This window comes from Streptomyces sp. WAC05374, assembly GCF_004353505.1.
Lineage (GTDB): Bacteria > Actinomycetota > Actinomycetes > Streptomycetales > Streptomycetaceae > Streptomyces.
Genome location: NZ_SMNQ01000017.1, coordinates 118,426 through 133,364, shown reverse-complemented (window position 1 = coordinate 133,364; position 14,939 = coordinate 118,426). Strand labels below are relative to the sequence as shown.

Below are 14,939 nucleotides of genomic sequence, written 5' to 3'. Positions count from 1 at the left end.
AGCTGGTCCGCAGGGTGCCCTCCGGCCCCGGCTCCACCTGCAGCATGGAGTGCCAGTGGCGGCCCCGCCCCGGCTCGGCGCCCCAGCGGCGGGGGGGGGGCCCCCCCCGCGCCCCCGCCGCGGGGCCCCCGCCCGCGCCCCCCGGGGCGCCGGGCGGGCCCGCGGGCCACCCGCCCCGCGGGCCCACCGCGCGGCCCCCCCCCCGCCCCCCCGCCCCGCGCCCGCCCGCCCCCCCGCACCCGCCCCAGGGCCCTCCCCCCCCGCCCCCGGGGCCCTCACCCCCGCCCCCTGCCGCCCCCCGGGTGAACCCACCTGCCGCCCCCCGCGCCGTTCACCCGCAATTCGCGCTCACGACTCCCAGAGGTGTCAGCCTCGCCCTCGGGGCAACCCAGAGAACCACCGAGGAACGGGGTACGGGCATGGAGAGCGGACCGGCCATCTTCGCCGGCGCGGCGTTCACGCTGTTCGGGGCGGGACTGCTGCTGTGGACCGGGACACGTGTGCTGCACCGGGCGCCGGTGGCGCTCGGAGTGAGCCCGGCGGCGGCGATCACGTTCGCGACCTCGCTCGGAGCGGCTTTCGTGATCCTCGGGGTGTGGTGCTTCGGCCGCGTCTGAACCGCGCCCGGGGACGCGTCGGAATGGGGGGCTCCGGGTTCTGAGGGGAGTCCGGGCGGCAGGAATGCCCGGACTCGGGTTACCGTTCGAGTGGCCGTTGCGGTCTTTTGCCGTTTGACACGGGGGCGGGTTGTACCGTCACACTCCGCAGCGACAGCAGCGTCAGCAGCGTCAGAGCACGGCGTCACAGCGTCACGGCAGTGCGCGGTGCCGCAGTGCGCAAGGAGTGCACGCGGTGCGACCACACCGCGCGGCACGCGCCACCGAGCGTCGACCGGAGAGAAGAGCGAAGTTGTCCCCGACCAGCGAGACCGCACAGGGCGGCCGCCGACTCGTCATCGTCGAGTCGCCTGCCAAGGCGAAGACGATCAAGGGCTACCTCGGCCCCGGCTACGTCGTCGAGGCGAGCGTCGGGCACATCCGCGACCTCCCCAACGGCGCCGCCGAGGTGCCGGAGAAGTACACCGGCGAGGTGCGCCGCCTCGGGGTGGACGTCGAGCATGACTTCCAGCCCATCTATGTGGTCAACGCCGACAAGAAGGCCCAGGTCAGGAAGCTGAAGGAGCAGCTCGCCGAGTCCGACGAGCTCTTCCTCGCCACCGATGAGGACCGCGAGGGCGAGGCCATCGCCTGGCACCTGCTGGAAGTCCTCAAGCCCAAGGTCCCGGTCCACCGCATGGTGTTCCACGAGATCACCAAGGACGCCATCCAGGCCGCCGTCGCCAACCCGCGCGAGCTGAACAAGCGCATGGTCGACGCCCAGGAGACCCGCCGCATCCTCGACCGCCTCTACGGCTACGAGGTCTCGCCGGTCCTGTGGAAGAAGGTCATGCCCCGGCTGTCCGCCGGCCGCGTGCAGTCCGTCGCCACCCGCCTCGTCGTCGAGCGGGAGCGCGAGCGCATCGCGTTCCGCTCCGCCGAGTACTGGGACCTGACCGGCACGTTCGCCACCGGCCGCACCGGTGACGCCTCCGACCCGTCGAACCTGATCGCCCGCCTGGCCACGGTCGACGGCCGCCGCGTCGCCCAGGGCCGTGACTTCGGCCCGGACGGTCGGCTCAAGGCGTCCTCCGGCCAGGTGCTGCACCTGGACGAGGCGAACGCCCGCGCCCTGGCCGCCGCGCTCGCCGGCACCGCGTTCAGCGTCCGGTCCGTCGAGTCGAAGCCGTACCGCCGCTCCCCGTACGCGCCCTTCCGCACCACCACCCTCCAGCAGGAGGCCAGCCGCAAGCTCGGCTTCGGTGCCAAGGCGACCATGCAGGTCGCGCAGAAGCTGTACGAGAACGGCTTCATCACGTACATGCGTACGGACTCGACCATCCTGTCCGACACCGCCGTCGCGGCGGCCCGGGCCCAGGTCACGCAGCTCTACGGCGCCGACTACCTGCCCGACTCGCCCCGCGTGTACGCCGGCAAGGTCAAGAACGCCCAGGAGGCGCACGAGGCGATCCGTCCCTCGGGTGATCGTTTCCGCACCCCCGCGGAGACGGGACTGACCGGCGACCAGTTCAAGCTGTACGAGCTGATCTGGAAGCGGACCGTCGCCTCCCAGATGAAGGACGCCGTCGGAAACTCGGTCACCGTCAAGATCGGCGGCCGCTCGAGCGACGGCCGCGACGCCGAGTTCTCCGCGTCCGGCAAGACGATCACCTTCCACGGCTTCATGAAGGCCTACGTGGAAGGCGCCGACGACCCGAACGCCGAGCTCGACGACCGCGAGCGCCGGCTGCCGCAGGTCGCCCAGGGCGACGCGCTGACCGCCGAGGAGATCACGGCGGACGGCCACGCCACCAAGCCGCCGGCCCGGTACACCGAGGCGTCGCTGGTCAAGGAGCTGGAAGAGCGCGAGATCGGCCGCCCGTCGACGTACGCGTCGATCATCGGCACGATCCTGGACCGCGGCTACGTCTTCAAGAAGGGCACGGCCCTCGTCCCGTCCTTCCTCTCCTTCGCCGTCGTCAACCTGCTGGAGAAGCACTTCGGCCGGCTCGTCGACTACGACTTCACCGCGAAGATGGAGGACGACCTCGACCGCATCGCGCGCGGTGAGGCTCAGGCCGTGCCGTGGCTGAAGCGCTTCTACTTCGGCGAGGGCGACGCGACCGGCGCCACGGGCGGCGCCGCCGAGGCCGGCAACGGCGACGGCGACCACCTCGGCGGCCTGAAGGAGCTGGTCACCGACCTGGGCGCGATCGACGCCCGCGAGATCTCCTCCTTCCCCGTCGGCAACGGCATCGTGCTGCGCGTCGGCCGCTACGGCCCGTACATCGAGCGCGGCGAGAAGGACGCGGAGGGCCACCAGCGCGCCGACGTGCCCGAGGACCTCGCGCCCGACGAGCTGTCGGTCGAGCTGGCGGAGGAGCTGCTGGCCAAGCCGAGCGGCGACTTCGAGCTGGGTACGGACCCGGCGACCGGCCACCAGATCGTCGCCAAGGACGGCCGCTACGGCCCGTACGTCACGGAGATCCTCCCCGAGGGCACCCCCAAGACCGGCAAGAACGCGGTGAAGCCGCGCACGGCCTCCCTCTTCAAGTCGATGTCCCTGGACACGGTGACCCTGGAGGACGCGCTGCGCCTGATGTCGCTGCCGCGCGTGGTCGGCGCCGACGCCGAGGGTGTCGAGATCACCGCCCAGAACGGCCGCTACGGCCCGTACCTCAAGAAGGGCACGGACTCGCGGTCGCTGGAGAACGAGGAGCAGCTCTTCACCATCACGCTGGACGAGGCCCTGGCGATCTACGCCCAGCCGAAGCAGCGTGGCCGCGCCGCCGCCAAGCCCCCGCTCAAGGAGCTGGGCACCGACCCGGTGAGCGAGCGCCCGGTGGTCGTCAGGGACGGCCGCTTCGGCCCGTACGTCACGGACGGCGAGACGAACGCCACGCTGCGGACCGGCGACAGCGTGGAGACGATCACGCCGGAACGCGGGTACGAGCTGCTCGCCGAGAAGCGGGCGAAGGGCCCGGCGAAGAAGACCGCCAAGAAGACGGCGGCCAAGAAGGCGCCGGCCAAGAAGACCGCCGCGAAGAAGACGACGACGGCGAAGAAGACGGCCGCGAAGAAGACCACCACGGCGAAGAAGACGGCGGCCAAGACGACGACGGCGAAGAAGACCGCGGCCAAGGCCACGGCTTCCAAGACGGCGTCGGGCCCGTCGGAGGACTGACGCCCGAGCCCCCGGCCGACGGCGCCCGCGCCCGTCGGCCGGCGGCACCGGCCGACGGCACAGGTGCGCGACGGCAGGTCGGGCGACCGACCGACTCACGGCAGGGGAGACCGACCGGCCGACTGACGGCAGGTCGGGCGACCGGCCGGCCGGCCGTCGGCACGGTCGGAGGATGAGTGACATCAGGATGTCCCCGGGGCTTTCCCCGGGGACATTCTGCTGGTCAGCCGTTTGTTCGGGCGGGGACGACTGGGTGTCGGTCGGTCCGGATAGGCTGATGGGATGACGCGAGCCGAGCAGCCAACGGTCTTGAGCCCCACCTCAGACTCCGACGCCGCACTTGCCGCAGACTCCCGCGAGCGCGCCGTACGGGCCCTGTTGCGCACCCCGCCGCTGAGGCGGCTGTGGAGCGCGCAGCTCGTCGGCGGCATCGGCGATGCCCTCGCCCTGCTCGTCCTGGTGCTGCTGGCCCTGCAGGCGGCGGTGGTGGAAGGAGCCTTCGGAGGCGGGTACCGGGGCGCGGCCTTCGCGGTCGCCGCCGTTTTCGGGGCGCGCGTCCTGTCCACGCTCCTGTTCGGCGCCGTCCTGCTCGGCCCGCTGACCACGCTCACCGCGCCGAAGGGCCCCCTGGACCGGCGCTGGACCATGGTCGGTGCCGACGGCGTGCGGGTCGCGCTGCTGGTCGTCGCGCCACTGTGGATCGACTGGACGCCCGACCAGGCCGTCGCGTTCCTGCTCGGCACCGTCTTCGTGGCCGGGGTCGCCGAGCGCTTCTGGACCGTCGCCAAGGAGGGCGCGGCGCCCGCGCTGCTGCCCGCCCCGCCCCTGGAGGGCGCCGCCGTCCGGCCGCTGCCGGACCACATGGACGCGCTGCGGCGCCTGTCGCTGCGCACGGGCTTCGCCGCCATCCCCGGCGCCGCTGCCGCCCTCCTGATCGCCACGCTCATCGGCAACGTCCTGGGGACGGGCATCGACTGGTTCTCCGGCCACCAGGCGGCCCTCGGCTCGTACGTGGCGGCCGGGCTGTTCGCCGCGTCCGTCTCCGTCCTGTACTTCCTGGAGCTGCCCGACACCCAGACCCCGCGCCCCCGCTCCCCGCTGGAGGGGTTGCGCCGCCCGTCGACGGGCAACGGCGTCGACAAGGGGCGCACGGGTGCCATACCGCTGCTCGTGCTCGCCTGCGCCGCGGTCGCCGGAGCCGTCGCCTCCGCCGCCGCGGTCGCCGCCCTGCACGCCAGTGACCTGGGCGGGGGCCCGGTCGCGTTCGCGCTCCTGGTGCTGGCGCTGACCGGCGGCACGGGCGTGGGCATCCGCCTCGCGCCCTCCGTGCTGCCCGCCCTCTCCCGGCGCCGCCTGCTGGCGCTCGCGACGGCCGTCCTGGGCGTCGCGCTGCTCGCCCTGGGCCTGGTGCCCGACACGGCGACCGTCCTGTTCATCGCGGTCGGCGCGGGCTTCGCGGCCGGTGTCGCCGCCAACACCGGGCACGCCCTGCTCGACCAGGAGACGGAGGAGTACCGGCGGCCCCGGCTGACCGAGCACCTCCACGCCGTCGTACGGGTGTCCATCGCCCTCGGCGCGCTCGCCGCGCCGCTGCTGGCGGCCGCCATCGGCCCGCACCGGCTGGCCGGCGGCGACTTCGTCTTCGCGCACGGCGGCGCCGCCTTCACGCTGATGCTGGTCGGCGCCCTGCTGCTGCCCGTGGCGGCGCTGGTGCTGGCCAAGACGGACGACCGTTCCGGGGTGCCGCTGCGCCGCGACCTGCGCGACGCGCTGCGCGGCGGGGACCCGGCGCAGGCGCCGTCCGGGACCGGGTTCTTCATCGCCCTCGAGGGCGGCGACGGGGCGGGCAAGTCCACGCAGGTGGAGGCCCTGGCCGAGTGGATCCGGGCCAAGGGCCACGAGGTGGTCGTCACGCGCGAGCCGGGCGCGACGCCGATCGGCAAGCGGCTGCGCTCGATCCTCCTGGACGTCTCCAGCGCCGGCCTCTCCAACCGCGCGGAGGCACTGCTGTACGCGGCCGACCGCGCCGAGCACGTCGACTCGCTGGTCCGCCCGGCCCTGGAGCGGGGCGCCGTCGTCATCTCCGACCGGTACATCGACTCGTCCGTCGCCTACCAGGGCGCGGGCCGGGACCTGTCGCCGACCGAGATCGCCCGCATCAACCGCTGGGCGACCGGCGGACTCGTCCCCCACCTGACCGTCCTCCTGGACGTGTCGCCCGAGACCGCGCGGGAGCGGTTCACGGAGGCGCCGGACCGGCTGGAGTCGGAGCCGGCGGAGTTCCACCGGCGCGTACGGGCGGGCTTCCTCGCCCTGGCGGCGGCGGACGCCGGGCGCTACCTGGTGGTCGACGCGGGGCAGGAACCGGAGGCGGTCACCACGGTGATCCGCCACCGGCTCGACCAGGTGCTGCCGCTCTCAAAGGCCGAGGTGAAGGCCATGGAGGAGGCGCGCCGGAAGGCCGAGGAGGAGGCCCGGCGCAAGGCGGAGGAAGAAGCGGCGCGCAAGGCCGAGGAGGAGCGCTTGGAGCGTGAGCGCCAGGAGATGCTCGCCAGGCTGCGCGCCGAGGAGGAGGAGCGCAAGCGCCGCGAGGAGGAAGAGGCGCGGCAGCGCGAGGCCGAGCGGCAGGCCGAGGAGGCCAGGCGGCGGGCGGAGGAGGCGCGCAGGCTCGCCGAGGAGGAGCGGCGGCGGCGCGAGGCCGAGGAGAAGGCCCGCCGCGAGGAGCAGGAGCGGCTCCGCAAGCTCAAGGAGGAGCAGGAGCGGCTGCGTGCCGAGGCCGAGGCCCGGCGCCTGGAGAAGCAGCGCAAGGCCGAGGAGGCACTGCTGCGCGCCGAGGAGGCGCGGCAGCGTGCGGAGGCCGCGGCCGCCGCGTCGGCGGCGGCCTCGGCGGCCGAGGCGGTGCCGCCGTCCGCCAACGAGATCACGGTGCCGACGCCGGTCGTGAACCCGGACCAGGAGACCCAGGAGGTCCCCGTCCCGCGCGTGAACATGCGCAAGGACGACGACGAGACGGCTCTCCTGCCGCCCGTACGCGACCCCGGCCCGGCCGACGACGAGACGACCGTCCTGCGCCCGGTGCGCGACACCGAACCCGCCGACGCCGCCGGCACCCCCGGCCCGGCTGCCGGGGCGGCCCGTCCCTCCAACACCGCCCGGCCCGCCGCCGGTGTTCCCCGTTCCACCGCGGGGGCCCCTCGCCCCGCCGACGCGGAGGAGACGGCGGTCCTCCCGCCCGTCCGGGGCGCGGGGCCGGACGCGGGACCGGCCGCCGACGAGACCGCCGTTCTGCCGCCCGTACGGCCCGAGGCCGGGCCGGCCGACCGCGTACCGCCGGGCTTCTTCCGTGACGAGGAGCCCGGACGGGCAGGCGTCGAGCGCACCCGGGAGCTGCCGCAGGTCGACGAGCAGGGCAGGCCGCGACGGCGCTCGGACTGGGCGGAGGAGACGCCGCTGGACGACCTGCCGACGCTCGCGGACGAGCTGCTCGGCCCCCACGACGACGAGGAGTACGGGAACGGGGGCGACCGCCGCCGCTGACGGGGCGACGGCCGCTGGCCGCCCGTTGTCAGACCCCTGCCCCACAATGGGAAGCACGAAAAGCCACGCGAACCAGGCAACCCGTGAAGCCACGCGACCTCGGAGAGCCACACACCCCGAAGCCGCGCAACCAGAGAACCCGCGTGACCCCGGAACCCACGCAAACCCGCGAAGCCACGCGACCCGCGAAGCCACGCATGAGGAGGGCGGTGACCCATGCCCGTATGGGACGACCTGGTCGGTCAGGACCGGCTGCGGGAGCAGCTCAGCGCCGCCGCCCGTGACGCCGACGCGCTCGTCACCGCCGACGCGAGCGGCACCGCACCGCCCGAGGCGTCGAAGATGACGCACGCGTGGCTGTTCACCGGTCCGCCCGGCTCCGGGCGGACCACCGCCGCCCGGGCGTTCGCCGCCGCGCTCCAGTGCGTCAGCCCCGACCGGGCGCTGGGCGGGGAGCCCGGCTGCGGGTTCTGCGACGGCTGCCACACGGCGCTGATCGGCACGCACGCCGACGTGTCGACGGTCGCCGCCGTGGGCACGCAGATCCTGGTCGACGACATGCGGGACACCGTCCGCAAGTCGTTCACGTCGCCCGCGAACGGCCGCTGGCAGGTGATCCTCGTCGAGGACGCCGAGCGGCTGAACGAGAAGTCCGCCAACGCGGTCCTCAAGGCGGTGGAAGAGCCCGCCCCCCGCACGGTGTGGCTGCTGTGCGCGCCGTCCATCGAAGACGTGCTGCCCACCATCCGCTCCCGCTGCCGCCACCTCACGCTGCGCACACCGCCGGTCGAGGCCGTCGCCGACGTCCTGATCCGGCGCGACGGCATCGAGCCGGAGGCCGCGCACGCCGCCGCCCGCGCCACCCAGGGCCACATCGACCACGCGCGCCGCCTCGCCACCGACCAGCGCGCCCGCACCCGGCGGGCGACGGTCCTCAAGGTGCCGCTGCGGGTGGACGACGTCGGCGGCTGCCTCAAGGCGGCCCAGGAGCTGATCGACGCGGCGGCCGAGGACGCCAAGGAGGTCGCCGAGGGCACCGATGTCAAGGAGACCGAGGAGCTGAAGGCGGCGCTCGGGGCCGCCCCCGGAGGCAGGATGCCGCGCGGCACGGCCGGGGCGATGAAGGAGCTGGAGGACAAGCAGAAGCGCCGCAGGACGCGTACGCAGCGGGACAGCCTGGACCTGGCCCTCGGCGAACTGACGAGCTTCTACCGCGACGTCCTCGCCATCCAGCTCGGCTCGCGCACGGCCCTGGCCAACGAGGACGTGCGCGACGCGCTGGACCGGGTGGCCCGCGAGTCGACCGCCGAGCGGACCCTGCGCCGCATCGAGGCGGTCCTCGCCTGCCGCGAGGCGATGGACCGCAATGTGGCACCGCTGCTCGCGGTCGAGGCCATGACCATGGCGCTCCGCGACGGGTAACACGTACGGGTAGTCGCGGGCACACCGCGTGAGCATCCGGCTACGCTCCGAGGATGGACTCCAGCCGTCTGCTCCGTACGTCCGCCGTCACCCTCTCTCTCGTCGGCCTGCTGATGGCCGGCTGCACGGAAGGGGGCACGACACCGGCCGCCTCCGCCCCGGCCCCGGCCTCCGCCGCCTCGGCCGAGCAGCTCAAGGAGTACTACGGCCAACGGCCGGCCTGGCGCGCGTGCGGCACCTCCGGCTTCGAGTGCGCCACGGTGAAGGCACCCCTGGACTACGCCGACCCGCACGGCGAGAAGATCGAACTGGCCGTGTCCCGCGTGAAGGCCACCGGGCCCGGCAGGCGCCTCGGCTCGCTGCTGGTCAACCCGGGCGGCCCGGGCGGCTCGGCGGTCGGCTACCTCCAGGGGTACGCGGGCATCGGCTACCCCGCCCCCGTCCGCGCCCGCTACGACGTGGTCGCCGTCGACCCGCGCGGCGTCGCCCGCAGCGAGCCCGTCCGGTGCCTGGACGGCCCGCAGATGGACGCGTACACGCAGGTGGACCAGACACCCGACGACCCGGGCGAGACGGCCCGCCTCACCGCCTCCTTCAAGAACTTCGCGGCCGGCTGCGCCAAACTCTCCGGGCGCATCCTGCCGTACGTCTCCACGGTCGAGTCCGCCCGCGACATGGACATCGTCCGCGCGGTGCTCGGCGACAAGAAGCTGAACTACGTCGGCGCCTCCTACGGCACGTTCCTCGGCGCGACGTACGCCGAGCTGTTCCCCTCCCGCACCGGCCGGCTCGTGCTGGACGGGGCGATGGACCCGTCCCTGCCGACCGCCGAGCTGAACCGCGACCAGACGGCCGGCTTCGAGACCGCCTTCCGCTCCTTCGCCGCCGACTGCGTCGAGCAGCCCGACTGCCCCCTGGGCACCGAGTCCCCCGCGGCGGCCGCCGCCCGCCTCAAGGCGTTCTTCGCCGAGCTCGACGACCGGCCCGTGCCCACCGGCGAGACCCGCGAGCTGGGCGAGGCGCTGGCCACCACGGGCGTGATCGCGGCCATGTACGACGAGTCCGCCTGGCCCCAGCTCCGCGAGGCCCTGACCCGCGCGATGGGCGGCGAGGGCTCCGCCCTGCTGGCCCTGGCCGACGCCTACTACGAGCGCGAGGACGACGGCACGTACTCGAACCTGATGTACGCCAACGCCGCCGTGAACTGCCTCGACCAGCCGCCCGCCTTCACCGGCCCCGGCCAGGTCACCGCCGCGGTCCCGTCCTTCGAGAAGGCGTCCCCCGTCTTCGGCCGCGGCCTGGCCTGGGCGTCCCTGAACTGCGCCTACTGGCCCACCAAGGCCACCGGCACCGCCCACCGCATCGAGGCGCACGGCGCCCCACCGATCGTCGTCGTCGGCACCACCCGCGACCCGGCCACCCCCTACAAGTGGGCCAAGTCCCTCGCCGCCCAGCTCTCCTCCGGCACGCTCCTGACCTACGACGGCGACGGCCACACGGCGTACGGCCGCGGCAGCGACTGCATCGACACGGCGATCAACACCTACCTCCTCGACGGCACGGTCCCCCCACCCGGAAAGCGCTGCCGCTGACGCGTGTGCGAGGCACCCCCTGGACCTGTGTAAACTGGTCCCCGCTGCTGCACCCCCCAGGGGGACTCGCACGGCATGCCGCCTTAGCTCAGTTGGCCAGAGCAACGCACTCGTAATGCGTAGGTCTCGGGTTCGAATCCCGAAGGCGGCTCCGGAAAAGGCCAGGTCACGTCAGACGTGATCTGGCCTTTCGGCATCCCCGGACCAACAATCGAAGCCCCGTGCCGAAGGCCGCCCGTCAGCGAGAGAGCCGGGCGGCCGGAGGGAGGGGCGGGGGGTCAGGCGGTCCAGAAGGTCCACCAGCGGGTGAGGACGAGCATGCCGATGACGCCGAGGTGGAGCGTGGGCAGGACCCAGGTGAACTCGTCCAGGAAGCCGCGTACCGCGCGGGGGGCGGGCAGCAGGCCGTGGCGGACCGTGTGCGAGGTCACGTACCAGAACATGACGATCGTCGCGGCCCAGGCCGAGCAGCACCACAGGCACAGGGCGCCGATCTCGTACAGCGACTGGTGCATCAGCCACGTGCAGAAGCCGACGCCGAAGAGGGTGCCGGCGTTGAGGCCGAGCCAGTACCAGCGGCGGAAGCGGGCGCCCGCGAGGAGGGCCGCGCCGATGGCGATGACCATGCCGTAGGTGACGAGGCCCAGCATCGGGTTGGGGAACCCGAACACCGACGCCTGCTCGCTCTTCATGATGCTGCCGCACGACACCACGGGGTTCAGGCTGCAACCGGGCGTGAAGCCGGGGTCCTCGAGCAGCTTGAACTTGTCGAGCGTGATCACCCATGCCGCGAGCAGTCCCACCGCACCCGTGATCACCAGCAGCCAGGCGAACGCCCGCCCGGCGCCCACCGCGGTGTCGTGCCCGGGCGGTTCGGGATGTTCGGTCCGGGCGGGGGACGCCTCGTCCTGCACGCGCGTCATCGTCATGGCGGCGACGTTACACGCCGAATCCTTTCGTCGGGGTTTTCCCCGTTTTCTTCCCCGGAAAGAGGGAAGGCCCCGGCGGCAGGTCAACGCGCCTGCCACCGGGGCCGCTTCACCGGATCAGGTACGCACCCGGCGCACCGGAAGCAGGCAGTGGGCGCTCTGCGCGATCATGTCGTCGGCACCGAGGAAGGCCTGCAACCGCTCCTCGCCGACCGGCTTTCCCTGCACCGCTTCCGGCCATGGGCGCAGCGAGCAGATCAGGTACACCTTGCCGGTCTCGTGGGCGGCCTTCTCCCACTCCGGCGGCACCGGGCACTGCACCCGCATGAACGGCATGTTGAGCACGGCCTGTTCGGCCTCCACCAGCAGCGTGACCGGGACACGGGTCTCGCGGGCCACGTCCGTGACCTTGTCGCCGATCGACAGGCCCGCCTTCTCCAGTTCGGCACGCAACGCCTCCGCGCCCGCCTCGGGTCCGTCCCGGCCGTCCCCGAGGGAGTACACCATCAGGAAGGGCGTCACGGGCGCGTCGGAGTCGGACTCGGGCTCATTGGCCCAGGGGATGACGACGAGGGTGCCCAGGAGCGATTCCTGCTGCCCCGGCGATACGGCGGTGGAAGAGGTCATGCTGCCGGATGGTAGTGGCGCCATATGGGGGCTTCCGGTGCGTTGCCACCCGTTCGGCCGATATGCGGGGGCAGGGATTCACCTGGCCGGGTAATGGATGCGGTCAAGCCCTCCGGAACGGTTCATGGGTGGGGTCGTTGTGCCCGGAGGGAGCACACGACGAGCAGGAGCCGATCGATGACTGCCACACCGCCGCTGTCCCGCCTCCTCCCGCGCCGCCGCACCGTCCTGCGGGCGCTGTTCGCCCTGGCCGTCTCCGCGTTCACCGGCGGGACGCTCGCCCATGTCGCCACCACACCGGGCGCCGGAGCCGGACGGACCGGTGAGCCCCGGGCCGGTGGTCCCGGAGGCGGGTTCGACGAGATGTACCGGGGCCGGCGCATCCAGGGCCGGCCGGTGCCCGGTGCCCGGTTCGACGTACGGGTCGACGGCAGGCCCCTGCACCTGATGCGGTGCGCCGACGGCGGCTACCTCACGCCCGTCGACCACTACGCGTCGTACCCGACCCCCCTCGCGGCCGCCCGCGGCGCCGTGGACGAGATGGGTTCCGCCCGACTGGCACTGGGAGCGCACCATGGCGTACGTCCGTAAGAACCAGCGCGACCTGACCGGCGCCGAGCGCAGGAAGTTCGTCGGCGCCGTGCTGGAGCTGAAGCGCAGCGGCAGGTACGACGACTTCGTCCGCACGCACATCCGGTACTACAGCGCGGACGGCGAGGACGAGCTGCGGGTCGCCCACATGGCACCGTCCTTCCTGCCCTGGCACCGGCAGTACCTGCTGGAGTTCGAACGGGCCCTCAGGAGCGTCGACCCGACGGTGAGCGTCCCCTACTGGGACTGGACCCGCGACAACACCCCCGCCGCGTCCCTGTGGGGCGAGGACTTCATGGGCGGCAACGGCCGGCGCGGCGACCACCAGGTGATGACGGGGCCCTTCGCGTACGCCGGGGGGAACTGGCCGATCACGGCCGGCGTCACCGAATCACCGTTCCTCACCCGCGACTTCGGCAACCCGGCCAACCCCATCGGCCTGCCCACCGCGCGGGAGCTCGCCCGGGCGACCGCCGAGACCGTCTACGACTCCGCGCCCTGGGACTCCACCAGCCGCACCGGCTTCCGCAACGCGCTCGAGGGCTGGACCCGCGAGAGCGGCACCGGCCGCTGGCGCAACCACAACCGCGTCCACCGGTGGGTCGGCGGCCTGATGCTCGGCGGCGCGTCCGTCAACGACCCGGTCTTCTGGCTCCACCACTCCTTCATCGACCTGGTCTGGTCGCGCTGGCAGCGCCAAAACCCCCGGGCGGGCTACCTGCCCGCCACGCCGCCCCCACGCGGCTCCGCCCAGTACAACCGGGTCGTCGCGCGGGACGAGCCGATGCCGCCGTTCCAGGTCACCCCCGCCGATGTCGCCACCCACGACCACGTCTACCGGTACGCCTGACACGCGGGCCTGACACGCGGGCCGAACGCGGAGCGGCCCCCCGGCCGGTGAGCCGGGGGGCCGCTCGCGCGGTGGCGATCAGTGACCGTAGCCGCCCTTGTGGTCCTTCTTGTGGCCGTCCACGTTCGCGCACTGGTTGCCGAACGCGGGGTTGAGCAGGCCGATGATGTCGATGGTGTTGCCGCACAGGTTGATCGGGATGTGGATCGGGACCTGGACCGCGTTGCCGGAGATGACACCGGGGGACTCGACGGCAGCGGCGTCGGACCGCGCGTCGGCGACGGCCATGCCGGTTCCGCTCAGGGCGACAGCGCCCGTGCCGACGATGACGGCGGCAGCCTTCGCGATGCGAGACATCAAAATCTCCTTGTACGTGGAAATCCGACCGCGGACCTGCGGTCGTCACTCCCCTACAACGCCGCATTTCAGAGCGGGTAACGGCCGCGCCACTCCAACAGCCGGTCGTGGCACTGGGTTCGCCCTTTTGGCCGTAGCCGCATACGAGACGAGGGGGAATGCGGGGGAGGGGAGGGTGAGGACGAAGGGAGGGCCGGGGGTCGCCGGGAGCGGCCCGGCTCACTTCTTCGGCTGCGCCAGCCCGAGCGTGGAGTCCAGCGCCCCGGACACGGTCGGTGCCAGGAAGCCGGCCTGCGGCAGCTCGGCGCCCGGCAGGCCGAGCGAGTCCGCGCGCGGCAGGGTGACCGGCAGGCCGAGGAACGCGCCGGGCGTGGTGGCCTGCACCTCGGAGGCGGGGGCCGCGAGCAGTGCCCGGCCCGTGGGCTCGCCCTCGACGACGTCCGGCAGCGGTGCGCTGACCAGCGTCTCCGGGACGCCGGCCGCCACCGGGAGCTGCGGCAGCGTCAGCGGCTGGAACCGGCCCTGCTCGTGCCCGGTGAGCCCCATGGGCGCGCCCGGGAGCGGGATGGGGACGCCGGTACGCAGCGTCGGCGTCTCGGTGGGGAGTACGGTTCCGAGACCGTGCAGCGGTACGTCCACCGGTGCGACCGGCACGGTGGCGGCCGCCGCGGCGGGCGACGCCATCGCCGCCGATGCGAGGCACGTGACGATGATCCCCACGCCTGCCTGAGACTTCGAGTTCATTGCTGCGTACGCCTTCCCGGGCTTGTGAGTACGGTGCTGCCTCAGAGAACGAGCACGCGCCGACAAACGCCTCAGAATTCGCCTGAATGCAGCAATGCCGAACGGCTCGTTCCCCGTTACTGGGAAGCGGGCATGCCGAAGGGCCGACGAAAAGCGTCAGCGTTTCCGTCGGCCCCGGCAGCGTCACGTACGAGGGAGCACTCTCCCGGCCGTCAGGCCTGCTTACTTGCCGCCCAGCGCGGGCAGGCCGCCCAGCAGGGGCTGCGCGGTGTCCTTCGCGGGCTCCAGGCCACCGGCGGTGTCCTTGACCTTGCCGACCGCCTTGCCGTCGGTCACCTTGCCCACCGCGTCGGTGGGGACGGCCTCGGTCAGGCCGCGCTTGCCCAGGGAGTCGACTCCTCCGTTGAGGCTGGACGGGGTGAGGGTGGGGTCGATGGCGAAGGCCGGCGAGGCCGCGCCCAGAGCCATCATGGAACCGGCGACGACCGCGGCAACCTTGGTGGGCTTCAT

At 73.2% G+C, this 14,939-nt stretch carries 12 protein-coding genes and 1 tRNA gene; 8 read left to right on the top strand and 5 right to left on the bottom strand.

The window, feature by feature from the left end; all coding sequences use genetic code 11:
- The first annotated feature begins 419 nt into the window (after positions 1–419).
- The 6 genes from E2B92_RS26410 (at position 420) to E2B92_RS26385 (ending at position 10,482) form a co-directional block, all read left to right on the top strand.
- The gene (locus E2B92_RS26410; RefSeq protein WP_126888218.1) at positions 420–617 is read left to right on the top strand and encodes a hypothetical protein; all 198 of its coding nucleotides are present in this window, start codon (positions 420–422) and stop codon (positions 615–617) included.
- A gap of 292 nt (positions 618–909) precedes the next feature.
- The gene (gene topA, locus E2B92_RS26405; RefSeq protein ID WP_126888219.1) at positions 910–3,780 is read left to right on the top strand and encodes a type I DNA topoisomerase; all 2,871 of its coding nucleotides are present in this window, start codon (positions 910–912) and stop codon (positions 3,778–3,780) included.
- A gap of 282 nt (positions 3,781–4,062) precedes the next feature.
- Positions 4,063–7,317: a dTMP kinase gene (tmk, locus tag E2B92_RS26400; RefSeq protein ID WP_126888220.1), complete on the top strand. Its 3,255-nt coding sequence runs from the start codon at positions 4,063–4,065 to the stop codon at positions 7,315–7,317.
- Between the two features lie 216 nt (positions 7,318–7,533).
- Complete coding sequence (locus E2B92_RS26395; protein ID WP_126888221.1) at positions 7,534–8,739, top strand: DNA polymerase III subunit delta'; 1,206 nt, start codon at positions 7,534–7,536, stop codon at positions 8,737–8,739.
- Between the two features lie 53 nt (positions 8,740–8,792).
- A complete protein-coding gene (locus E2B92_RS26390; RefSeq protein ID WP_126888222.1) occupies positions 8,793–10,331 on the top strand; it encodes an alpha/beta hydrolase in 1,539 nt (512 codons plus the stop codon).
- A gap of 77 nt (positions 10,332–10,408) precedes the next feature.
- Positions 10,409–10,482: transfer RNA gene (locus tag E2B92_RS26385), tRNA-Thr, on the top strand.
- 127 nt (positions 10,483–10,609) lie between these two features.
- Here the strand turns inward: E2B92_RS26385 and E2B92_RS26380 are convergent.
- The gene (locus E2B92_RS26380; RefSeq protein WP_126888223.1) at positions 10,610–11,260 is read right to left on the bottom strand and encodes a vitamin K epoxide reductase family protein; all 651 of its coding nucleotides are present in this window, start codon (positions 11,258–11,260) and stop codon (positions 10,610–10,612) included.
- 117 nt (positions 11,261–11,377) lie between these two features.
- Positions 11,378–11,887: a DUF5949 family protein gene (locus E2B92_RS26375; RefSeq protein ID WP_126888224.1), complete on the bottom strand. Its 510-nt coding sequence runs from the start codon at positions 11,885–11,887 to the stop codon at positions 11,378–11,380.
- Between the two features lie 177 nt (positions 11,888–12,064).
- On the opposite strand from E2B92_RS26375, the gene E2B92_RS26370 reads away from it, so the two are divergent.
- Both E2B92_RS26370 and E2B92_RS26365 read left to right on the top strand, forming a co-directional pair.
- A complete protein-coding gene (locus E2B92_RS26370; protein WP_126888225.1) occupies positions 12,065–12,478 on the top strand; it encodes a tyrosinase family oxidase copper chaperone in 414 nt (137 codons plus the stop codon).
- A complete protein-coding gene (locus E2B92_RS26365; RefSeq protein ID WP_126888226.1) occupies positions 12,462–13,328 on the top strand; it encodes a tyrosinase family protein in 867 nt (288 codons plus the stop codon). The genes E2B92_RS26370 and E2B92_RS26365 overlap by 17 nt, the downstream gene beginning before the upstream one ends.
- Positions 13,329–13,406: 78 nt before the next feature.
- On the opposite strand, the gene E2B92_RS26360 is transcribed toward E2B92_RS26365, so the two are convergent.
- The 3 genes from E2B92_RS26360 to E2B92_RS26350 all read right to left on the bottom strand — a co-directional run bounded on the left by E2B92_RS26360 (position 13,407) and on the right by E2B92_RS26350 (position 14,939).
- Positions 13,407–13,685 (bottom strand): chaplin, encoded by a 279-nt coding sequence (locus tag E2B92_RS26360; RefSeq protein WP_126888227.1) that lies wholly within the window; start codon positions 13,683–13,685, stop codon positions 13,407–13,409.
- A 219-nt stretch (positions 13,686–13,904) separates the two neighbouring features.
- The gene (locus E2B92_RS26355; protein WP_126889596.1) at positions 13,905–14,429 is read right to left on the bottom strand and encodes a hypothetical protein; all 525 of its coding nucleotides are present in this window, start codon (positions 14,427–14,429) and stop codon (positions 13,905–13,907) included.
- Between the two features lie 222 nt (positions 14,430–14,651).
- Entirely contained in the window at positions 14,652–14,939 is a 288-nt protein-coding gene (locus tag E2B92_RS26350; protein ID WP_126889597.1) for a hypothetical protein, read from the bottom strand.